Below are 21451 nucleotides of genomic sequence, written 5' to 3'. Positions count from 1 at the left end.
CGCCCTCCCACCAGCCGGCCCCACCGATCCCACCCCGCCGACCACGTGGCGCGGCTGCGGGTGGAGTCGACGTCACGCGTCGAGCAGGGCGGCCACCTCGTCCGCCCCCAACCCGGCGCCCCGCGCCGACACCTCCCCGAACACCGCGTCACCCAGCACCGCCCGCGCCGCCGCCTCCACCGCGAGCACCTCCGGATCCACCACCGCCACCTCGCCGCGCAACCCCCGCGCCGCGCCCACCAGCAACGCCGCCCGCACCCCGTCACCCTCCGCCACCGCCAACTCCGCGTGCGCCTCCACCACCCGCGCCGACACCACCTGGTTGCCCCACTCCCGGGCCGACGCCGCCGCGGACGCCCACGCCCGCACCGCCGCCCCGCGGTCACCGCACGCCGACTCCACCCGGCCCACCGCCACCAGTATCGACGCCCGCACCTCCTCGGGCCCGAACCAACCCCGCGGGCACACCCGCAACGCCTCCTCGCACCACCGCCGCGCACCCGCCAGGTCACCGCGCCGCCGCGCCACCTCCGCCGCACCCAGCCACGCCTGCGCCAACGTCTCCACCGTGCCCTGCGACCGCGCCAACACCGCCGCCTCCTCCACGTCGGCCGCCGCGCCGTCCAGGTCACCGGACTGGCACGCCCACTCCGACCGGCGGCACAGCAGGCTCGCCGTGTGCTCGGTCGCCCCGAACGACCGCGACAACGCCAACGCCTCGTCCAGGAACCCCATCGCCTCCGCCACCCGACCGGCCGCCCGCGCCAACTCGGCCAACTGCGCCAACGCCAACGCCATGCCCCACCGCTCACCCACCGCCCGGAAACCCGCCAACGCCGCCGCGTGCTCCTCCCACGCCTCCCGCACCCGCCCCGAGTACTGCAACCCCATCCCCGACCCCAACCGGCCCAGCGCCCGACTCCACGGATCCGACCCCAGCAGCCGATCCCGCAACGCCTCCATCTCCGCCAGGTCCAGCTTCGGCACCCCGTGCGCCATGCCCCACAGCACCGTCAGGTACGGCCGCGCCGGCGGACCGGCGAGCCCCGCCGGCAGCGGATCGCGCGGCGACGGCGACCCCGGCAACCCCGCCGCACCCGTCGACGACGCGTTCACCAGGCACAACAGGTACTCCTCGGCCAACCCGGCGGGCGGCGTCGGACCCACCGCCCGCACCACCTCCGCCGCCAACGACGCGCCCTCCGCGCGCAACCCCCGCAACCACCACGGCCACCCCAGGTCCGCCGCCAACCGCAACGCCAACCCGTGATCACGCCCCGCCGCCCACCGCACCGCCGCCGTCAGGTTCTCGTGCTCCGCCGCCAACCGCCCCAACCACACCAGCTGCCCCGCCCCGTACAGGTGCGGCGCCGCCTCGGCCGCCACCTGCGCGAAGTGCTCCGCGTGCGCCCGCAACACCCCCTGCTCCTCACCCGACTCCGCCAACCGGGCCGCGCAGAACGCCCGGATCGTCTCCGACATCCGGTACCGGTCCCCGGACACCTCCACCAACGACTTGTCCGCCAACGACGGCAACACCTCGTCCACCCCCGCCACCCCGCACACCGCCGCTGCGGCGGCCAACGTCGCCCCGCCCCGCAACACCGTCAACCGCCGCGCCACCACCCGCTCGTCGTCATCCAGCAACCCCCAACTCCACTCCACCACCGCGTGCAACGTCCGATGCCGCGCCACCGCCGCCCGACTGCCCCGCGACAACAACCGGAACCGGTCGCCCAACCGCGCCGCGACCTCCGCCACCGGCAACGACCGCACCCGCGCCGCCGCCAGCTCGATCGCCAACGGCAACCCGTCCAACGCCCGGCAGATCCCCACCACCAGCTCCGCCGCACCCGGGTCCAGCCGGAACGACGGGTTCACCGCCACCGCCCGGTCCGCGAACAACCGCACCGCCGCCGAACCCACCCCACCCGACTCCAACGGCGGCACCGGCCGCACCACCTCCCCGGTCACCCCCAACGCCTCCCGCGACGTCGCCAACACCCGCAACCCCGCGCACCGCACCAACAACCCGGCCGCCAACGCCGCCGCGTCGTCCACCACGTGCTCGCAGTTGTCCAACACCACCAGCACCGGCCGGTCCCGCAACGCCGCCACCAACCGCGCCACCGGCGCCGTCACCGGCCGCATCCCGTCCTCCCGCAACCCCAACGCCGACACCACCGCCCGCGGCACGTCCCCGCCCACCGCCAACGGCGCCAGGTCGACGAAGAACACCTCACCCGGCTCCCGGGCCGCGGCCTCCACCGCCAACCGCGTCTTGCCCGCACCACCCGGACCCGTCAACGTCACCAACCGCGACGCCCCCAACGCCGCCCCGACCAGCCGCACCTCCTCCTCACGGCCCACGAAACTCGTCAACTGCGCCGGCAACACCCGCCGCGCCACCGGCCCCTCACCCCGCACCACCTCGCCGTGCGCCGCCAGCAACCCGGGGGAGGGGTCCGCGCCCAGCTCCTCGGCCAACAACCGGCGCGTCCGCTCGAACAGCCCCAACGCCTCCGCCTGCCGCCCCTCCCGGTGCAGTACCCGCACCAACCGCGCCACCAACCGCTCCCGCGTCGGGTGCGCCGCCACCAACTCCCGCAACAACCCCACCGACGCGCCCTCGTGGTCCTCCACCGCCCGCAGCCGCAACTCCTCCCACCGCGCCGCGCACACCGCCGCGAACGGCGCGTCACCCACGTCCCGCAACGCCGGACCACGCCACAGCGCCAGCGCCTCACCCGGCAACCCCCGCGCCACCAGCTCCTCGAACCGCAGCGCGTCCACCTCACCCGGATCCACCACCAGCCGGTACCCGGCCGCCGACCGCTCCACCTCCACGTCGAGCACCGACCGCAGCCGCGACACCTGCGACTGGATCGCGTTGCCCACCCCCGCCGGCGGACACGGCCCGTACAGGGCCTCGCTCAGCCGGTCGACACCCACCACCCGGCCCGCGTCCACCACCAACACCGCCAACAACGCCCGCAACCGCGGCCCACCGACCCGGACCTCCGTCCCGTCCGCACGCCGCACCACCATCGGACCCAACACCCCGAACCGCACCCGCGGATCCTCCCGCACCGGGCCGGGCCGAGTGGTCAGCGGGGGAGAGGCGACGGCTCACCCACCGCGAACAGGTCACCCCCCTCGTCCACCCGCTCCCGCACCTCGTCGGCCAGGAACACCAGGTCCTCCACCACCCGGCACGCCTCCACCTCGTCCCACGACACCGGCGTCGACACCGACGGCCGCGGCCGGGCGCGCAGCGAGTACGGCGCCACCGTCGTCTTCGCCGGGTTGTTCTGCGACCAGTCGATCAACACCTTCCCCGTCCGCTGCGCCTTCGCCATCCGCCACACCACCTCCTCCGGCCACTCCCGCGCCAACCGCTGCGCCACACCCTTCGCGTACTCCGACGTCCGCTCCGCCGACGACACCGACACCGCCGCGTACACCTGCAACCCCTTCGACCCCGACGTCTTCACCACCGGCACCAACCCGTCACCCTCCAGCACCTCCCGCACCCGGCACGCCACCCGACAGCACTGCACCACCGTCGCCGGCTCACCCGGATCCAGGTCGAACACCAGCAGATCGGGGGAGTGCCGCCCACCCCGCGCACCCACCGCCCACTGCGGCACGTGCAGCTCCAACGCCGCCAGGTTCGCCAACCACACCACCGTCGCCAGGTCGTCCACCACCACGAAGTCCGCGTACTCCGCGCCCCGCGACGACCCCGGCGTCCCCACCCGCACCGTCCGCACCCACTCCGGCGCGTGCGACGGCGCGTTCTTCTCGAAGAACGACTTCCCGTCCACCCCGTCCGGATACCGCCGCACCGTCATCGGCCGGCCCGCCACGTGCGGCAACAACACCGGCGCGATCCGCGTGTAGTAGTCGATCACCTCGGCCTTGGTGAACCCCACCTCCGGGTACAGCACCTTGTCCAGGTTCGTCAGCTTCAACCGACGACCCTCCACCCGCACCACCGCCTCACCCGTCACCACGACGCACCTCCCCGGGCAGCCGGTCCGGCCGCAACCCCCGCCACGTCGGGAACCGCAACCGACCGTCCGCCGTCCACTGCCGGTACGCCACCTCACCCACCAACTCCGGACGCACCCACCGCGCACCCCGCGCCCGCTCCCGCGGCACCTCCGACGTGAACGGCGACCCCGCCACCCCCGACGCCGACAACCGCGCCGTCAACCGCTCCAACTCCGCCTGGTCGAACCCCGTGCCCACCGACCCCGCGAACACCAACCCGCCCCGCCCGTCCGGGATGCCCAGCAGCAACGACCCCACCACGCCCTTGCGCTTGCCCTCACCCGGCCGCCACCCCCCGATCACCACCTCCTGCGTCGCCACCGCCGTCACCTTCACCCACTGCGGCGACCGCCGACCCGGCACGTACCGCGAATCCAGCCGCTTCGCCACCACCCCCTCCAACCCCTGCTCCCGGCTCGCCGCCAACACCGCCGCCCCCTGACCCGGGAACGCCTTCGGCGTCAACCAATGGGCCCCCGCCAACCCCAACCCCTCCAACAGCTCACGACGCCGCGCGTACGGCAACTCCAGCGTGGGGGAGCCGTCCAGGTGCAACACGTCGAACACCAGGAACGTCACCGGCGTCCCCGCCACCAACCGCCGCGCCTGCGCCGCCGAGGCGTGCATCCGCTGCTGCAACGCCCCGAAACTCGGCCGCCCACCCTCCAACGCCACGATCTCGCCGTCCAACAACACCTGCGTGACACCCAACTGCGCACCCAACCCCTGCAACTCCGGATACGTCGACGTCACGTCGTTGCCCAACCGGCTCGTCAACCGCACCCGACCACCCTCGACCCGGGCGATCGCCCGCACCCCGTCCCACTTGAACTCGAACGCCCACTTCGCCGCCGGCCCCGGCAACTCCGCCGCGGGCGTCGCCAACATGGGGGACAGCGACTCCGGCAACGGCGCCCAATCCGGGCGCGCCGCCTCGTGCCGCCGCCGCACCATCCAGTCCTTGCCCGCCCCGTCCGCCCCGCCGCCCGACTCACGGCGGAAGAACACGAACTCGCCCTCCACCCGCGAACCGTGCAACACCACGTCCACCTCGCGGTCGGACCACTTCACCGTCTCGTACCGACCCCGATCCCAGATCACCATCTCACCCGCGCCGTACTCGCCCTTCGGGATCACCCCCGAGAACGACGCGTACTCCAACGGGTGATCCTCGGTCCGCACCGCCAACCGGATCGTCCCCGGCTCCGGCGGCAACCCCTTCGGCACCGCCCACGAGACCAACACCCCACCCCGCTCCAACCGCACGTCCCAGTGCAGCCGCGACGCGTGGTGCTCCTGGATCACGAACGTGTCGTCACCACCGCGGGGCACCACCGCATCGTCACCCGGCACCGGCTCCGGCGTCCGCCCCGCATCCCGCTTGCGCCGGTACTCCGAAAGATCCCCACCCATCCCCGCCGCCACGCCCTCAGGCGGGCTTCGCCTTCTTCTTCGCCGGAGCCTTCCGCGCCCCCGAACCCGACGACCCCGACGCGGACTTCTTCGCCGCCGGCTTCCGCGCCGCCGACCGCCCACCCCGCGCCGACTTCGCCTGCTCCACGCTCCGCTCCAACGCCGTCATCAGGTCGATCACCTCACCGGCCTCCTCCACCTCCGGCCGCTCCGGCAACTCCGCACCCTCCGCCTTCGCCTCGATCACCTTCTCCAACGCCACCGTGTAGTCATCCGAGAAATCACCCGGGTCGAACGACCCCGCCATGCTCTCCACCAACGACGACGCCATCTTCAACTCCTGCGGCCGGACCTCCACGTCCGCGTCCAAGAACTCGAACTCCGGCTTGCGCACCTCGTCCGGCCACAACATCGTGTGCATCACCAACAGGTCGTCCCGCGCCCGCAACAACGCCAACGTCTCCCGCTGACGAATCGCGATCTTCACCACCGCCAACTGCCCACTGCGCTCCAACGCCGTCCGCAACAACACGTAAGGACGCGTCGCCGCCTTGTCCGGCTCCAGGTAGTACGACTTCTGGAGATAGATCGGATCCACTTCCTCCACCGGCACGAACTCCAACACCTCGATCGCCCGATCGGTGTTCACCGGCAACTTGTCGAAGTCCTCCGCCTCCATCACCACGACCCGACCGTCGTCCAGCTCGTACCCCTTCGAGATGTCGGCGTAGGCGACCTCCTCGCCGCACACCTGGCACACCCGCTTGTAGCGGACCCGCCCACCGTCCTCACGGTGCACCTGGTGGAACCGGACGTCGTGCTCCTCCGTGGCCGTGTACAACCGGACACCGATCGTCACCAACCCGAAGGAAATCGCGCCACGCCACACGGACCTCATGCCACGTGACTACCCGCGAACAGCGCGATCCGCACCAGGGCGTCACTCGAACGGGCTAACAATCAGCGGGCTCCGCGACCAAACACCGCAACCCTCAACCACCCTCCCGCCGCGACCGCCCCGACCGCACCCGCTCCACACTCCGCCGCAGCGCACCCAACAGATCCACCCCACCACCCGTCTCCTCCGGCCCCCGCGCCACCGGCACCTCCGCCGCACCCGCCGCCTTCGCCTCGATCAACCCCTCCAACCGCTCCCCGTACCCGTCGGAGAACACCGACCCGTCGAACGGCGCCGTCATCGACTCCACCAACGACTCCGCCACCGCCAACTCCGCACCACCCGACACCACACCCGAGAAATCCGAATCCGGCTCCCGCACCCACTCCGGCCACACCAACGTCTGCAACACCAAACCCCCACCCCGAGGCCGCAGCACACCCAACACCTCCCGACCCCTCATACCCGCCCGCACCACCGCCACCCGCGACAACCGCACCAACACATCCCGCAACACCACGTACGACCCCACCGCCACCCGCTCCGGCTCCACGAAGTACGACCGACCCCACAACACCGGATCCACCTCGTCCGCACCCACGAACTGCACCACCTCGATCGCCGGCTCCACCCCCGCCGACAACCCCGCCAAATCCTCCGCCTCCACCATCACCAACCGACCATCCGGCAACACGAACCCCTTCGCCACCTCCGACAACTCCACCCCCGCACCGCACACCGAACACACCCGCCGATGCCGCACCCGCCCACCATCCAGCCGGTGCACCTCGTGGAACCGCACACCACGATCCCGCGCGGCCCCGAACAACCGCACCGGGAACACCACCAACCCGAACGACACCGAACCACGCCACACAGCCCTCATGACCCCTGCGTACACCTGTGCGAACATCGACTCACCCAAGTCACCCGCACGGACTACCCGGCAGCACGTTCCCGAGCAGACCGGCACGACCTGGAGCCGATACGCACCCGGGCATCACTCACCGTGACGACAGCGGGGACCCGCGACTGCCGAACACGCGGCCTCACCGGTCCCGACCGACGTCACCCACACGGCCCCGACCAGCGACTGAGCTGTCAGGGTGGCACACGCAGTCACCACTTCCACACCCAAAGTCAGGCTGGAAGCCCGGCTCGACGCACTCGTGGTGGAGATGTCCGGGCGGACGCGCCGACCCGTCGCCGGTGGAGAACGGAGAAGCGAATGATCAGAACGTCGCGAATCGGAAAACTCGGGCGGCTGGTGGTCACCGCGGTCCTGGCCGCGGCGTTGACGACGACAGCCGGCCCCACCCCGGCGTCCGCCACCTCCGGGACACCCACTACGAGAACGTCGGAAACCCGGGCTGGTGCCTGGACGGCGACGGGGCCGACAACCTCCAGCTGGAACACGCCGTGTCCGGCAACTGCCTCGTCGCTCGTTCTGCGGGCTGGATCGACCTGGGCGACTGCACCGGAGTGGAAAGTCGCCGGGACGCAAGGGGCAAGAACGGCTGGGTGATGCTGTGGAACAGGGCCTTCGGCGGATGCCTCGTCCCGTGGGGAACCGACGTGCCGGGCGACTACTACCCGCTCGTCCTGGAGTGGCGCGACCCCGGCAACCTCGACAACGTCCCGAACATCCGTGCCCGGCGCTACTTCGGCCAGAACGAAGCCCTGATCCCCGCCTCGAACGCGGGCGGCGTCCGCTCTCCACCTCCCAGCGATCCGGACGTGGAGAGCGGACGCCGCCGAGCACCCGCGACGGTCGACCCGACGGCCCCACCCGGCTCGAACACCTACTCCCCGCGCGGCAACCGCGCCAACGACGCGTACGTCCGATTGCCCGCCACCGCCGCCCGCCGCTCCCGCGCCGTCGCCTCGATGTAGTTCTGCGACGTCGCCAACGACGCGTGCCCCAACAACGCCATGATCTCCGACGCCGTCGCGCCGTCCTCCGCCAACCGCGTCGCGAACGTGTGCCGCAACGCGTGCAGGTTCGCCCCCGACGGCACCCGGTCGTGCAACCCCGCCCACCGGAAGCACGACCGCACCAAGTACTCCAACCCACCACGCCCGATCGGCTCGCCATGCCGATCACGCAACAACGCCGACCCCCGATCGAACCGCCCCCGCGGAAAACGCCGCCGACACGACACCACGTACTGCTCGATGATCCGGTCCATCGCCGGCTCGATCGGCACCGACCGATCCCGATTGCCCTTCCCCGCCACGTGCAGCCGCCGCTCACCCGGCCGACCCACCACCGACCCGTGCGTCAACGTCCGCATCTCCGCCGACCGCAACCCCGCCACCAACCCCAACGCCAACACCAGCACATCCCGCTCCGGCCACGGATCACGAGCCTGACGCGCACCCTCCGCCGCCGCCGCCAACAACCGCTCCGGCGTGTCCTCACCCCGCAACGGCTTCGGCACCAGGGGAGGGGTCTTCGGCCGCGCCACCGCACCCATCGGATTGCCCGCCACCAACTCCTCCGCCACGCAGAACGTCAGGAACTGGTTCCACGTCGACCACGCCCGCAACACCGACGACTTCGCGTGCGAGTCCGCGAACACCCCGAACGCCTCACGCAGGTTCCGCGCCGTCAACTCCGCCATCACCAGCGACTCCGGGGGAGTACCCGTCACCTCCGACAACAACGCCGTGACACCCGCCAGGTCGCGCCGGTACGCCGCCGTCGTGTGCGGCGAATCCTTCCGCGGCCGACGAGCGAGGAAGAACGACTCCTGAGCGGCAAGCACCAGCATGTCGATCTTCCTACCAAACACCACCGACAAAACCGGGGGACCGCCCCCGGAGGATAGTTCGATTGACCGATCAGTCAATGAAAGGGCGCGCCGTGGCACGCACCGTCGACACCCAACAGGTCGCCCAACGCCGACAAGCCATCACCCTCGCCGCCGCCCGCCTCTTCGCAGCCCACGGCTTCGACCAGACCACCGTCGCCCAGATCGCCCGCGCCGCCGGACTCAGCCCCGCCACCGTCTTCTACTACTTCCCCGACAAACAAGCCGTCTTCCGCTCCGTCTTCGAACGCGACCTACCCCGATCCCAAGACCTCGTCGCCCGCCACACCCACACCCCGCACCCCGTCACCGCCATCACCGCACTCGTCACCGAACTCGCCGCCGACGCCCAAGACCCCAGCGCACCCGGCCTGCTCGTCGAACTCCTCCGCCAAGCAGGCCGCGACCCCGAACTCGTCGACATCGTCGCCCGCAACGCCCGCATCCTCCACGAAGGACTCGCACACCTCATCACCCGCGGCATCCAGGACGGAACCGTCGACCCCGCCCTCGACCCCGACCACACCGCCCGCTGGCTCCTCGCGATCGTCGACGCCGTCTTCCTCAACGCCGACCCCGCCCACGACCCCCGCCCCGCACTCCACCGCACCGTCACCCACTACCTCGCACCACCACCGCCGGACCCGGAGGACACCTGATGGGGACAACCACCGACCACGACACCGCCACCGTCACCATGCCCGCCACCTGGCTCTGGCTCCTCCGACCCGGCGGCACCGCACTCGGCTGCGCGACCGGACCAACGCCGTCTTCACCGACGGCCGGGACCTCGTCGTCCTGGACCACGACACGGGCGAACTCGCCCGAGTCCGGGCCACCGACCTCCCGACCAGAGCACTGCGCGAGGCGTTCGAACGGTTCCGCTACCCCTGGCACGGCACGACCGACCCGCACGAAACCGAGTTCACCCGCTGGATCGACGGCACACCCGACCTCGACCCGGCCACCCACACCCTGCTCCGCACCCGCCACCGCGCCCTCACCGACAAGAAGGCCGGCGCCGCGGCCGAAGCACTCGACGAGCTCCGCGCGAAAGGGCTCGCCGTCCGGGACCGGGACGGCGAGCAGCAGTACCGCCGGCGTGCGGGAGAGTCGTCGTAATAGGTGTCGTGGTAGGGGAGGGCCACGCCGTCTTCCTCGGGGGAGGGGGCTACCCGCGGGGACGCTTCAACGGGGCAGGTGACGGCTGTGGTCGGCCCAGGCGGCGAAGCCCTTCGTGCAGTGGAGCGGTGGTGATCCGGGCGTCCAGGTCGACATCAGGGGCCGCAAGATCCGCAGCTCGTGCCGGCAACCGACGGAGAATCCCATGACTGATGGATAATGGGGATTATCCATCAAAAGGGGATCCGGAAGGGGTTCGGGCCCCGGCTGGGGGATGCCACTCTCGAAGGCTTCGTCGACGGCCCGATCCGCCCCTGGAACGCACATTTGCGTGCGATGCGCGCGACCGTGATGCCGTGCGTCCAGGGAGCCCGGCGAGCCGGACCGGGGTTCCCGCCGAGGACCCCTGACGGCCCGCCTCGATGATCAACTGCCGACGTGCGCCCGGCATGCGCGTTGGTCCGACATCCACTGACACCACCCGCGATCCGTCACTGTGACGTTTCTACGGTGACAGGCTCACCGGCGACTCGGTGCTGTCTCGACTTTGCTGTCCCGGCCTTCCCGACCTGGGGGCTCCCACCGGTAGGTCGTGGGCCGCGTCGTCCCGATGAACGACGGTGCGGACGGACAGCGGCAACGACGGTTCGTGAGACGGCGAGCGGGCGAACGTCACGCGTGAACGTCGCGTCGCACCGGTGTGGCCGACCTGCGGCTCGCGGCGTCCGTGACCCCTGCCGACCAGGCTGTCCGTAACGCCGATAATCTACATTATGTTAAGTAGAACGTTCGGGGAGCGTCCGGGGCGCTTCCCTGCCCACGCGCCTGGCCTCCGCGGTGATGGTGTCGCCCCACGTGCGCCACATGCCGTCGAGCCGTGAGGTGACGACGACGCGTTGCACCGCGTTGTCCGGCAGCGGGATCTGCAGGCCGATCGCGTGGTGTCGCGCGTGCGTGCCGCCGGCCTTCGCCAGGAGTTCGGCGTCGAAGTCGATCAGGACGCTGCCCTCGGGCAGGGTGTCCGGGATGTCGTCGCCGCAGCCGACGACGCACACCGGTCCCCCGGCGTCGGCGGTGTGCTGGTCGATCTCCGTTCGAACGTCGAGGTCGCGGGCCTGGTCGGTCCAGGTGGTCAGGGTGCGGTGCTCGGCTTCGGCGATGAGCGGGTCGTCGCGTTCCAGGGAGGCCCAGACGAGTTCGACGTCCGGCTCGTGGGTCTTGTCGAGGAATTGCCGCATGGTGCGCTTGGCGCTGGCGAGCATCTCCCCCGTGTCGCGTTCGTGTGGTGGTTCGACGGCCCAGGCGCTCAGGTCGAAGTGGGTGGCGAGGCCGTGTCGGCGCAGGCGGTAGCCGAGTTCGATGTCTTCGGTGCCCCAGGTGACGAAGCGTTCGTCGAAGCCGCCGACGGCGTCGAAGTCGGTGCTGCGCACGGAGAGGTTCATGCCCCAGGCGAAGAGCCAGGGGAAGGCGAGCCGGTCGGGTTGGAAGTCGACGGCGGCGAGGGGTTCGTGGCGGATGTCGCGGAAGCCGGGGTGGTCTTGGAAGTCGTGGTGGACCTGCTTCGGGGTTCCGGTGGCGATGGCTTCGGCGAGGCCGGGTGTGGGGTCCCAGGGGCGGTAGCCGTGGACGTAGCCGAGGTTGAGGGTGGGGTGTGCGGTGTGGGCGTCGGCGTGCGCGCGGGTGAGGTCGGGTCCGGCGAGGGTGCCGCAGTCGAGGAAGGCGAGGACGGGCGCGGTGGCGTGGCGGGCGCCGGCGTTGCGGGCGTGTGCGACGCGGCGGCCGAGGTCGGGTTGGTGGTGGTAGTGCAGGTGGAGGCGGTCGTGGAAGGTCTTGACGACGTCGGCGGTGTGGTCGTTCGAGCCGTCGTCGGCGACGATGACTTCGTAGTCGTCGGGCGGGAGGGTTTGGTCGGTGAGGCTGTCGAGGGTGCGGCGGAGGAGTTCGGCGCGGTTGTAGGTGGGGATCACGACGGAGATCCGCGGCGGCATCCGGGCTCCTTGGGGCGCTGGTGGTGCGGGCGCTGGGAAGGAGCGGACTGTATCGGGTTCGCGGAACCGATACAGCCCCCGCGCTTCGGTGTCGGTTCAGGCGGTTCGGGTGGTGGTCAGGCGGTCGAGGATGTCGTGGTAGTGGGCGTTGGCCATGATGCCGAGGACGTTGCCGAAGGGGTCGAGGACGCTGGCGGTGACGTAGCCCTCGCCGCGGACCTTGGGGTCGTCGTGGGGTGTGGCGCCGAGTTCGGTGAGGCGGTCGAGGGTGGCGTGGAGGTCGTCGACGGCCCAGTAGGTGATGGCGCCGGCGGGGGCGGTGCGGGTGTCGTGGGGTGCGTAGTCGCTCTTGACGATGCCGAACTCGTGTTCGTAGTCGCCGATGCGGAATTCGATGTAGCCGCCGGGGACGGTGAAGTAGGGCTCGATGCCGAAGAACTCGGTGTACCAGGTGGCGGCGGCGTCGAGGTCGTCGGCGAAGAAGCTGGTGGTGGTGAGTCCGCGGAGCATGGTGGTTCCTGTTCGTTCGGTGGTCGCTTGTCCCCTACTTTGGCGGTCGAAGTGCTCACCGAGTGAGCACTTTTCGGGCGAGACTGGGTTCATGCGTGCGGACCGGTTGGTGGCTGTCCTGTTGTTGATGCAGGCGCGGGGGCGGGTGACGGCGGCGGAGTTGGCCGGTGAGCTGGAGGTGTCGGTGGCGACGGCGCGGCGGGATCTGGAGGCGTTGTCGTCGGCGGGTGTGCCGGTGTACCCGCAGCCGGGGCGTGGTGGTGGTTGGCGGTTGGTGGGGCGTGCGCGGACGGATCTGAGCGGGTTGACGTCGTCGGAGGCACGGGCGTTGTTCTTGTTGGTAGGGCCTGCGGCGTCGGGGTCGCCTGAGGTGCGGGCGGCGTTGCGGAAGTTGGTGCGGGCGTTGCCGGAGACGTTCCGGGAGGGTGCGCAGGCGGCGGCGGACGCGGTGGTGGTGGATGTGGCGGGGTGGGGTGGTGTCGGTCGGGAGCGGCCGGGGTTGGTGGGTGTGTTGCAGGAGGCGGTGGTGGGGCGTCGGCGGGTGGTGTTGGTGTACGAGGGGCGTGGGCGGGTGCGGTCGGAGCGGGTGGTGGAGCCGTGGGGGTTGGTGGACAAGGACGAGGTTTGGTACTTGGTGGCGGGTACGGGTGCGGGTGAGCGGACGTTCCGGGTGGATCGGGTGGTGTCGGCGCGGGTGACGGATGAGGTGTTCGTGCGGCCGGAGGGGTTCGACTTGTCGGTGGCGTGGGAGCGGGTGGTGTCGGAGGTGGAGCGGCGGCGGTCGTCGGTGTCGGCGGTGGTGTCGGTGGAGTCGCGGTTCGCGCACGTGTTGGGTGATCAGTTCGGGCGGCATTGCGAGGTGGTGGAGGAGGTGGGTGGTCGGGTGCGGTTGCGGTTGTCGGCGACTACTCCGTTGATGATCGCGCAGGTGTTGGCGGGGTGGGGTGCGTTGGTGGAGGTGGTGGAGTCGGAGGAGGTGCGGGCGGAGTTGGCGCGGTTGGGTGCGGAGTTGGTGGCGGGGAACGCGGTGCGGTGAGGGCGCTCCCGCGGTTGGTTCCCGGGATGGTCACATCCGGTCGTGGATGCGGTCTTTCATGGACTTCTCCCCCAGTGCCCGCAGGGCGGCGGCGACGAGGTCGGTGAGGGGGTAGGGCAGGTCGGCGTCGAGGTCGCGGGCGGCGGCGGTGGTGGCGTTCCACTCGGCGTCGAGGGTGGGGAGGATGGCGCGGGCGTGGTCGGTGAGGTGGACGATGCGCCTGCGGGCGTCGTCGCCGGGGTGGAGGTCGACGAGGCCGTCGCGGCGCATCTGGTTGACGGTCTGGCTGATGGCGGAGTGGGTGACGCCGATGGTGTCGGCGAGGTCGCGGATGGACAGCGGTCCTCTGGTGTGGACCAGGCGGATGACCGGGGTGTAGCGGGGGCGGAAGCCCGGTAGGCCGAGGTCGGTGTAGACGCGGGCGACGTCTCCTTCGAGGAGGTCGAGCAGGTGGCGGAGGCGGGTGCCGAGGTATTCGCCGGCGGGTGCGTGGTCCACTCCCCTAATGTAACAGCGCTGTTGTATCTGTGAGGAGGGGTGGATGTACCCGGAGATCGAGCCGTACGAGCACGGGATGTTGGACGTCGGCGACGGCAACCTCGTGTACTGGGAGGTGTGCGGCAACCCGGAGGGCAAGCCGGTGGTGTGCCTGCACGGTGGGCCGGGCACGGGCTGCTCCCCCGGCATGCGTCGGCAGTTCGACCCGGAGGCGTACCGGATCGTGCTGCTGGACCAGCGCGGCAGTGGCCGCAGTCGGCCGCACGCGAGCGCGTACGCGACGGACCTGTCGGTGAACACGACGGCGCACCTGGTGGCCGACATCGAGCGGTTGCGGGAGCACTTGGGCGTCGAGCGGTGGATGGTGTTCGGCGGGTCGTGGGGTTCGACGCTCGGCCTGCGGTACGCGCAGCTGTTCCCGCACCGGGTGACGGACATCGTGCTGGTCGCGATCACGTCGGGCCGGTACGCCGAGCTGGACTGGCTCTACCACGGGCTGGGCATGCTGTTCCCGGAGCAGTGGTCGAGGTTCCGCGACGGCGCGGGCGAGGGCGCCACGGACCTGGTGGCGGCGTACCACGCGTTGCTGAACGACCCGGATCCGGCGGTGCGGGAGAAGGCGGCGACGGACTGGACGGACTGGGAGTCCTCGATCGTGTCGCTGGATCCGGATTACCGGCCGGGGCCGCGGATGGCGGACCCGGCGTGGCGGATGGCGTTCGCGCGGTTGTGCGCGCACTACTTCAGCCACAAGGTGTGGTTGGAGGACGGTCAGGTGCTGCGGGACGTGGAGCGGTTGCACGGCATCCCGGCGATCCTGGTGCACGGTCGGTTGGACCTGCAGGGCCCGCTGTGGACGGCGTGGGAGCTGGCCCGGACGTGGCCGGACGCGGAGCTGGTGGTGGTGCGGGGCGCGTCGCACGCGGTGTCGGACCCGGGGATGGCGGAGGCGGTGCTGGCCGCGACGGACCGGTTCGCGCGGCGCTGAGCGCCTGTGCTCGACCCGGACCACGTCCGATGCTGGATCAGGTCCGTCCTATTCCGGCTGTGCCAGGTCGTTCGCGAGGTGCTTCGGACTCCCTTCCCCGGGCCACGTCGTGACGGGCGGTGGGTTGCCCGGGGCCGAAGGTCCGGTGAACCGTCCGACGGGGTGGTTCGAGCAGCCTCCGGCCCGTCGAAGGTCCGCTAGAGGCGCCAGACGCTGGTCGTCCTGACCGCGACGCCTTCCAGGTCCGGTGGCACCGGCACCGGGAAGGCGTCGACGAGGGTCCAGCCGCGCGGCAGGAACGACCGTTGCGGGTCGCCCACCAGCACCAGGGCGCCGCGGCGGTGCGCGGCCAGCAGGAACGGCTCGACCCGGGCGGCCATGTCGCGGTCGTAGAAGACGTCGCCGGCCAGCAGCACGTCGACCTCGGGGTCGGTGTCGAGCAGGTCGCCGGCGGCGATGGTGACGGTGACGTCGTTGGCGCGGGCGTTGAGGTCGATCGCCGCCACCGCGACGGGGTCGATGTCGTTGGCCGTGACCAGGCCGCCCGCGCGGGCCGCCGCGACCGCCACCAGCCCGGAGCCCGACGCCAGGTCCAGCACCCGGCGGCCCGCGACGAGCTCCGGGTGGTCGAGCACGTGCCGGGCCAGCGCCTGGCCTCCCGCCCAGGGGAACGCCCAGAATGGTGGCTCCGGCGAGCCGGTGCGTTCCCACAGGGCGATCACGTCGTCGGCGGTGCGCAGCACGATGTCCGGGGTCAACGGGACCGGTCGCGCACTCGTGACCGAGCGGACGAAGTCCTCCACCGGGCCGCTGATCACCGGGATGACGCCCTTCGGGGCGCCCGGGACAGCGCGTCCCTCGACGACCCGACCGCCTCGGACGACTCGGACTGGCTGAGCGGCGGTCGCACCATGCCGTGATGGTAGGGCCGCGTGCGGGCCGGCCTGTCGGTGGTTGTCCGCGTGCTCGTCGGTGGTTGGACACGTGCTCACAGCCCTCCGGCGACCCGCAGCACCGCGCCGGTGGTGAACGACGCCGCGTCGCTCAACAGCCAGGCCACCGCCTCCGCGATCTCCTCGGGTTCGCCGGGCCGGCCCAACGGGATCGCCGACGCCACCCGGTCGGGACGGTCCGGCACCCCGGACAGCTCGTGGATCTCCGTGCGGACCGTGCCCGCGGCCACCGCGTTCACCCGGATCCCCCGCGGCCCCAGTTCCTTGGCCAGCCCCACGGTCATCGCGTCCACCGCCGCCTTGGTCGCCGCGTAGTGCACGTACTCGCCCGGCGAGCCCACCGTGGCCGCGGCCGAGGACAGCGACACGATCGACCCGCCCGCCACCAGGTCCCGTGCCGCCCGCCGCGCGCACAACAAGGCGCCCACCACGTTGACGTCGACCACCCGGCGCAGGTCCTCGGTCCGCAGCTGCGCCAGCGGACCCACGGGGCTGGTGATCCCGGCGTTGACGACCACGCCCGTCACCTGCCCGAGCGCCGCGGTGGCGTCGAACAGGGCGTCCACGTCCGCCTCGTCGGACACCTCCGCCCGCACGGCGACGCCGCCGACCTCCCGCGCCAACGCCTCGGCCTGTTCCGTCGAGGTCCGGTAGCCGATCACCACCCGGTGCCCGTCGGCGGCCACCCGGCGCACCACCGCCGCGCCGATGCCCCGGCTCCCGCCCGTCACCACGATCAGGCCAGCCACGCCGTCACCTCCGCGTCCACCACGTCCTGCGCGGTCACCAGCATGTGCGCCAATCCCGGCACGTCCACCAGGCGCGCGCCCGGCACGGCGGCGCACAACCGCGCCTGCACCGGCCGGAACGCCGGGTACTCCTGCTCGCCGCGCACCACCAGCAGCGGCACGTCGAGCTCCCCGGCCCGCGCGAGCACGTCCAACGGCTCCACCGCCGCCCGTGCCGCGTCCGTCCAGGTGTAGGAGTCCAGGGCGCCCACCTCGGTCGACGCCTCCACCACCGCCTGCACCCGCACCGCCGGGTTCACCACCGCCACCCGCCGCACCGGCACCACGCGCCGCAGCGCCGTCGTCAACGCGATGTGCCCGCCCGCCGAACCGCCGACCAGGTCCACCGGCCCGTCGTCGCAGCCGAACTCCGTCCGCGCCGCCGCGACCAGGGCGGGCATCGCGGCCACCCCCGACTCCACCATCGCCGAGTACCCGTCGACCACCTGGTCCGGGCCTTCGCCCCACGCCGGCAGCGCCGCGTACAGCCGCCAGGCGTCCACCCCCGTCAGCGGCAGCGCCTCGGCCATCGCCTCCGGCGTGCCCGGCTCGCCCATCAGGTGCCACACGACCACCAATCGCCGACCGCCCCGCACCGGCGGCGTCGCCACGAACCGCACCCCCGCCGCCTCACCCGTGATCACCATGACCCCGAACCTACGTCCCGACCGGCCCGGACGGCGTCCACCCGTCGCGAACACGGCATACCCACCGCGACCACGAGCCGCCCGAACGCGTGAACCCGTACCCCGGTGTCACTCGAACGGCCGTGCCAGGGCACTCTGAAGGCGTGACCGAGCCGCGTTGCGCCGCGATCTCCGCGGACCTCGAGGAACCCCAGGCGGGCACCGCCGCGACCGCCGCCGCCTGGATCTGCCTCGAACAACCCGGGCCCTGGGGACGCGACGCGCTCACCCAGAGCCGCCTCGACCCCGCGCTCGGCGCCGAACTGGCCCGCCGCGCCGCCGACACCGGCGTCCGCGTCCTGCTCATCCGCCGGCCCGGCCGCCACGCCGACACCCACCACGACGCGCCGCGGCGCGTCTACCTCGCCGCCACCACCCCCGGCCGGCCGCGGCTGGAGCAGACCGACCTCGCCGACCCCGCGGCCCTGCTCGACCTCGACTTCGCCGCCCTCGCCGCGGGCGTTCCCACCGGGCTCGGCACACCGGTCACCGGGCCGCTGCTGCTCGTGTGCGCCAACAGCCGCCGCGACGTGTGCTGCGCCCTGCGCGGCCGGCCACTGGCCGAAGCCCTCGCCGCCGCCCGACCCGACACCGTGTGGGAGTGCACCCACACCGGCGGGCACCGCTTCGCGCCCACCGGCGTGCTGCTGCCCACCGGCTACACCTACGGCCGCCTCGACACCGACTTCGCCGCCCGGCTGCTCGACCACGCCGCCCGAGGCCACGTCGTCACCGAGCGGTGCCGGGGCCGCTCCACCCACCCGCCGCACGGCCAGGTCGCCGAACTCGCCGTCCGCGACCTCACCGGCGAACACCGCGACGTGCTCACCGTGCACGGCGACACCGTCCACCACGCCGACGGCAGCGCCTGGCACGTCACCGTCGACAGCCGCGACCTACCGGCCTCCCGGCCCGCCAGTTGCGGCGCGGCCCCCACCCCGGCCACCGGGCTCGTCGCCACCGCCGTGCGCCGGCTCGTCCCCGCCGCCTGAGCGTCCCGGCACCGTCGCGCGGAACAGGCCCAGGCCCACCGCGCGGGCGTCGTCCAGGCCCACCGCGCCCAACGCGTCCGCGGGCAGCGCCAACAACGACACCGCCACACCCAGGAAGTACGCGTCCAGCAGGCCCGCGTCCCGCGCGGTGCTCGGCAGGCCCGCCGCCGCGTGCAGCCCCGCGCCCGCCTGCGCGTTCGACACCGCCATCCGACCCAGCGCCGCGCGCACACCCGGCCGGCGCACCGCCTCCAGGTACAGCTCCGCCATCGCCAGCAGCTGCGTGGGGTCCTCCACCACCGCGCGGCGCAACAACGCCGGGTACAGCTCCGCCACCTCGGCCGGGGTGATGCCCTCCGGCGTCGTCTCCCGCAACCGCCGCACCGCCGCCGCGTGCAACGCCGTCATCCGCGCCGCCGCCGCGCCCAGCAACGCGTCCCGCGACGGGAAGTAGTTCTTCGTCGTGCCCTCCGGCACGCCCGCCGCCCGGTCCACCGCGCGGTGCGTCAGGCCCCGGCCGCCCTCCGCCGCCAGCACCGAGATCGCACAGTCGCACAACAGGTCCCGACGGCTCGTCACGGTGACGGGACACTAGTCGATCGAGGCCGGCCCGCCGTCGCCACCACCCGCCCGGCCTCCAGCACCAACCACACCCCGCACACGCAGCGCACGTAGTCCACCGCGCCGTGCGACGACACCGGATACACACGCTCGGCACTGGGCCACCCGCAACAAGGACAACTGGTGTTCACCCCACCAGCGTGATGTCATGGTTCAGTGCATTTCAACCCTTACGGCGGGGCGGCGGCCGAACTCGCCGCCGCGCTGGTCAACGCCGACCCCGACAGCACCGCCGACGAGCTGCTCGACCTGCTGCGCGAGCACGACTACAAACCCCTCGGCGCCCTCGACGACGACCAGGCCCGCGACCTCACCGCCTGGGCCGCCCGCCTCTCACCCGTCTTCGACCACACCCCCGACCAGATCGCCCTCGTCAACGACCTGCTCGCCGAAGGCGCCGCCAAGCCCTACATCTCCACCCACGACGGCCGACGGCCCCACCTGCACTTCGCACCCGAACACGCGCCCACACCCCAACGGCTGCGCGCCTTCACCGCCGCCGGCCTCGCCCACGTCGTCTGCGACGACCCCGGCCGCCTCGGCCGCTGCGCACGACCCGGCTGCGGCACCGTCTACGTCGACACCTCGCGCAACGGCCGCCGCCGCTTCTGCACCACCCGCTGCGCCAACCGCGTCCACGTCGCCGACCACCGCACCCGCACCGCCTGACCCCCGGGCAGCCCCGGACGGCGCGGTCAGTGCATGACGCGGCGGCCGAAGCGGGCGTTGCCGAACTCCGCCGCCTCGCCGATCAACGCCGACCCCACGTCCGTGCGACCGCGGAACCACGCGTGCCGGAACCACGCGTCCTGGTGGAACACCACGTCACCGAACAACGCCCGGCCGCCGAACCGCACGTGCCGGAAATCCGCCCGACCCGACACCTCGGCCCGCCGCAGGTCCGCCCGACCCGACACCTTCGCCCGCGCGAACACCAACTGGTCGGCCACCTGCGCCGACCGCAACGACACGTTCCCCGCGAACACCGCCAACCCGAACGACGCCGACCGCGCGAACAACGCCTCCGTGAACACCGCGTGCCGCAGGAACCGGGCGCCCGCGAAGTTCGCGTCACCCGTCACCGTCATCGCCTCGAACCGCGCGTCACCCAGGAACACCGCGCCCATCAGGTCCACCCGGTTCACCCGACACCCCGACAGGTCGAAGTCCACCAGGATCGCCCCCGGCGCCACCACGTCCATCCCCGGCCAGAAATCCGCGCCCGGCCGCAGGTGCGACACCAACTCCCGCTGCACCGCCGTGCGCCACGGCGCGTCCAACCCCAGGCTCACCCCGCCCCGCAACGCCGCCAACCACGACGTCACCACCGCCTGCCGCCGCCGCGGCACCTGCCGGCCGATCTCGGCCAACAGCAACAACCCCTCCTCCTCACCGGCCCGGAACAACCGGTTCGCCTCGCGCCACACCGACACCGGAGCCGGCGCCGCACCCGCGTCCGGCCCCACCCGCCGCCGCGCGTGCTCGTCCAACAACGTCTCCGAACGCGACGCGCGCGCATGACGCACGCCAATCCAGACGATGACCACGGCCACCGCCAACGGCATCAGCCACGACGACATACCCCCGATCATGCCCGTCCCGCGTACGTCCACGGACGTACTTCCCGTCACCGCTTCGTGCCCGACGCCGCGACACGCCCCGGAGCGGAGCATCGACGGCATGGAACCGACCCACACCCCCGCCCCGCGCGCCTCCGACGCCGACCGCGACCACACCGCCGCCCGGCTGCGCGACGCCGTCGGCGAAGGCCGCCTCACCCTCGCCGAAGCCGACGACCGCATCGCCGCCGCCTACACCGCCGTGCACCACCACGAGCTGGCCGCCCTCACCGCCGACCTGCCCGCACCGCCACCACCACCGCCGGCGCCGCCCGCACGACACCGGCCACCGATGCTGCCGATCGTCCTGTTCGTCCTCGCCGTCGCCTGGATCGCCTCACCCCTGCCGTTCCCGTGGCCGCTGCTGCTCATCGCCCTGCTCGTGCACCGCGGCCTGCGACACCGCCGGCGGCACGACCCGATCACCCCGGCGGCCTGATCCACCCGCGCCCGCTCCTGCCCTAGAGTCC

General features: G+C 72.3%; 22 protein-coding genes. 8 read left to right on the top strand and 14 right to left on the bottom strand.

Features of this window, described 5'->3' with window-relative positions; genetic code table 11:
* Positions 1-72 precede the first annotated feature (72 nt).
* The 5 genes from LNK82_RS16955 to ku (LNK82_RS16935) form a co-directional block, all read right to left on the bottom strand.
* Positions 73-3072, bottom strand: a complete 3000-nt coding sequence (locus LNK82_RS16955) for an AfsR/SARP family transcriptional regulator (RefSeq protein ID WP_230567957.1) — start codon at positions 3070-3072, stop codon at positions 73-75.
* A gap of 35 nt (positions 3073-3107) precedes the next feature.
* Positions 3108-4013 (bottom strand): non-homologous end-joining DNA ligase, encoded by a 906-nt coding sequence (ligD, locus tag LNK82_RS16950; protein WP_230567956.1) that lies wholly within the window; start codon positions 4011-4013, stop codon positions 3108-3110.
* Positions 4003-5469 (bottom strand): non-homologous end-joining DNA ligase, encoded by a 1467-nt coding sequence (gene ligD, locus LNK82_RS16945; RefSeq protein ID WP_230567955.1) that lies wholly within the window; start codon positions 5467-5469, stop codon positions 4003-4005. Before ligD (LNK82_RS16945) ends, ligD (LNK82_RS16950) begins: the two co-directional genes overlap by 11 nt.
* A gap of 16 nt (positions 5470-5485) precedes the next feature.
* Complete coding sequence (ku, locus tag LNK82_RS16940; protein WP_268996552.1) at positions 5486-6367, bottom strand: non-homologous end joining protein Ku; 882 nt, start codon at positions 6365-6367, stop codon at positions 5486-5488.
* Between the two features lie 94 nt (positions 6368-6461).
* A complete protein-coding gene (gene ku, locus LNK82_RS16935; protein ID WP_230567953.1) occupies positions 6462-7253 on the bottom strand; it encodes a non-homologous end joining protein Ku in 792 nt (263 codons plus the stop codon).
* 533 nt (positions 7254-7786) lie between these two features.
* On the opposite strand from ku (LNK82_RS16935), the gene LNK82_RS16930 reads away from it, so the two are divergent.
* On the top strand, positions 7787-8260 hold the full coding sequence (locus LNK82_RS16930; RefSeq protein WP_230567952.1) for a hypothetical protein: 474 nt from the start codon (positions 7787-7789) through the stop codon (positions 8258-8260).
* On the opposite strand, the gene LNK82_RS16925 is transcribed toward LNK82_RS16930, so the two are convergent.
* Entirely contained in the window at positions 8170-9141 is a 972-nt protein-coding gene (locus tag LNK82_RS16925) for a tyrosine-type recombinase/integrase (protein ID WP_230567951.1), read from the bottom strand. The genes LNK82_RS16930 and LNK82_RS16925 overlap by 91 nt on opposite strands.
* A gap of 92 nt (positions 9142-9233) precedes the next feature.
* On the opposite strand from LNK82_RS16925, the gene LNK82_RS16920 reads away from it, so the two are divergent.
* The gene (locus LNK82_RS16920; protein ID WP_230567950.1) at positions 9234-9839 is read left to right on the top strand and encodes a TetR/AcrR family transcriptional regulator; all 606 of its coding nucleotides are present in this window, start codon (positions 9234-9236) and stop codon (positions 9837-9839) included.
* A gap of 49 nt (positions 9840-9888) precedes the next feature.
* Complete coding sequence (locus LNK82_RS48595) at positions 9889-10302, top strand: CysS/YqeB C-terminal domain-containing protein (RefSeq protein ID WP_443706259.1); 414 nt, start codon at positions 9889-9891, stop codon at positions 10300-10302.
* 776 nt (positions 10303-11078) lie between these two features.
* On the opposite strand, the gene LNK82_RS16915 is transcribed toward LNK82_RS48595, so the two are convergent.
* Both LNK82_RS16915 and LNK82_RS16910 read right to left on the bottom strand, forming a co-directional pair.
* Positions 11079-12290: a glycosyltransferase family 2 protein gene (locus LNK82_RS16915; RefSeq protein ID WP_230567949.1), complete on the bottom strand. Its 1212-nt coding sequence runs from the start codon at positions 12288-12290 to the stop codon at positions 11079-11081.
* A gap of 96 nt (positions 12291-12386) precedes the next feature.
* A complete protein-coding gene (locus LNK82_RS16910) occupies positions 12387-12800 on the bottom strand; it encodes a VOC family protein (protein ID WP_230567948.1) in 414 nt (137 codons plus the stop codon).
* A gap of 91 nt (positions 12801-12891) precedes the next feature.
* Between LNK82_RS16910 and LNK82_RS16905 the strand changes: the two genes are divergently transcribed.
* Positions 12892-13836, top strand: coding sequence for a helix-turn-helix transcriptional regulator (locus tag LNK82_RS16905; RefSeq protein WP_230567947.1), 945 nt, complete (start codon positions 12892-12894; stop codon positions 13834-13836).
* 30 nt (positions 13837-13866) lie between these two features.
* On the opposite strand, the gene LNK82_RS16900 is transcribed toward LNK82_RS16905, so the two are convergent.
* Positions 13867-14334, bottom strand: a complete 468-nt coding sequence (locus LNK82_RS16900; protein ID WP_230567946.1) for a MarR family winged helix-turn-helix transcriptional regulator — start codon at positions 14332-14334, stop codon at positions 13867-13869.
* 43 nt (positions 14335-14377) lie between these two features.
* Between LNK82_RS16900 and pip the strand changes: the two genes are divergently transcribed.
* Positions 14378-15322 (top strand): prolyl aminopeptidase, encoded by a 945-nt coding sequence (pip, locus tag LNK82_RS16895; RefSeq protein WP_230567945.1) that lies wholly within the window; start codon positions 14378-14380, stop codon positions 15320-15322.
* Positions 15323-15519: 197 nt separating this feature from the next.
* Here pip and LNK82_RS16890 read toward each other — a convergent pair whose 3' ends face one another.
* The 3 genes from LNK82_RS16890 to LNK82_RS16880 form a co-directional block, all read right to left on the bottom strand.
* On the bottom strand, positions 15520-16140 hold the full coding sequence (locus LNK82_RS16890) for a class I SAM-dependent methyltransferase (protein ID WP_230567944.1): 621 nt from the start codon (positions 16138-16140) through the stop codon (positions 15520-15522).
* Positions 16141-16310: 170 nt separating this feature from the next.
* Positions 16311-17024 (bottom strand): SDR family oxidoreductase, encoded by a 714-nt coding sequence (locus tag LNK82_RS16885; protein ID WP_230567943.1) that lies wholly within the window; start codon positions 17022-17024, stop codon positions 16311-16313.
* Positions 17012-17710, bottom strand: a complete 699-nt coding sequence (locus LNK82_RS16880; protein ID WP_230567942.1) for an alpha/beta fold hydrolase — start codon at positions 17708-17710, stop codon at positions 17012-17014. The genes LNK82_RS16885 and LNK82_RS16880 overlap by 13 nt, the downstream gene beginning before the upstream one ends.
* Before the next feature lie 143 nt (positions 17711-17853).
* Here LNK82_RS16880 and LNK82_RS47705 point away from each other — a divergent pair, with 143 nt between their 5' ends.
* Positions 17854-18741: a ferredoxin family protein gene (locus tag LNK82_RS47705; protein WP_230567941.1), complete on the top strand. Its 888-nt coding sequence runs from the start codon at positions 17854-17856 to the stop codon at positions 18739-18741.
* Here the strand turns inward: LNK82_RS47705 and LNK82_RS16870 are convergent.
* Positions 18646-19320, bottom strand: a complete 675-nt coding sequence (locus tag LNK82_RS16870) for a TetR/AcrR family transcriptional regulator (protein WP_230567940.1) — start codon at positions 19318-19320, stop codon at positions 18646-18648. The two genes, LNK82_RS47705 and LNK82_RS16870, sit on opposite strands and share 96 nt — an antisense overlap.
* Positions 19321-19518: 198 nt before the next feature.
* Between LNK82_RS16870 and LNK82_RS16865 the strand changes: the two genes are divergently transcribed.
* Positions 19519-20031 carry a CGNR zinc finger domain-containing protein gene (locus LNK82_RS16865; protein ID WP_230567939.1) on the top strand — a complete coding sequence of 171 codons (513 nt, stop codon included), beginning with the start codon at positions 19519-19521 and terminating at the stop codon, positions 20029-20031.
* 26 nt (positions 20032-20057) lie between these two features.
* Here the strand turns inward: LNK82_RS16865 and LNK82_RS16860 are convergent, their stop codons facing one another.
* On the bottom strand, positions 20058-20942 hold the full coding sequence (locus LNK82_RS16860; RefSeq protein ID WP_230567938.1) for a pentapeptide repeat-containing protein: 885 nt from the start codon (positions 20940-20942) through the stop codon (positions 20058-20060).
* A gap of 100 nt (positions 20943-21042) precedes the next feature.
* Here LNK82_RS16860 and LNK82_RS46770 point away from each other — a divergent pair, with 100 nt between their 5' ends.
* Positions 21043-21420, top strand: a complete 378-nt coding sequence (locus LNK82_RS46770; protein ID WP_268996550.1) for a DUF1707 SHOCT-like domain-containing protein — start codon at positions 21043-21045, stop codon at positions 21418-21420.
* Positions 21421-21451: the final 31 nt, after the last annotated feature.

The sequence above is a fragment of the Saccharothrix luteola genome (assembly GCF_020859565.1).
Lineage (GTDB): Bacteria > Actinomycetota > Actinomycetes > Mycobacteriales > Pseudonocardiaceae > Actinosynnema > Actinosynnema luteola.
This window is presented reverse-complemented; position numbering and strand designations above follow the sequence as displayed.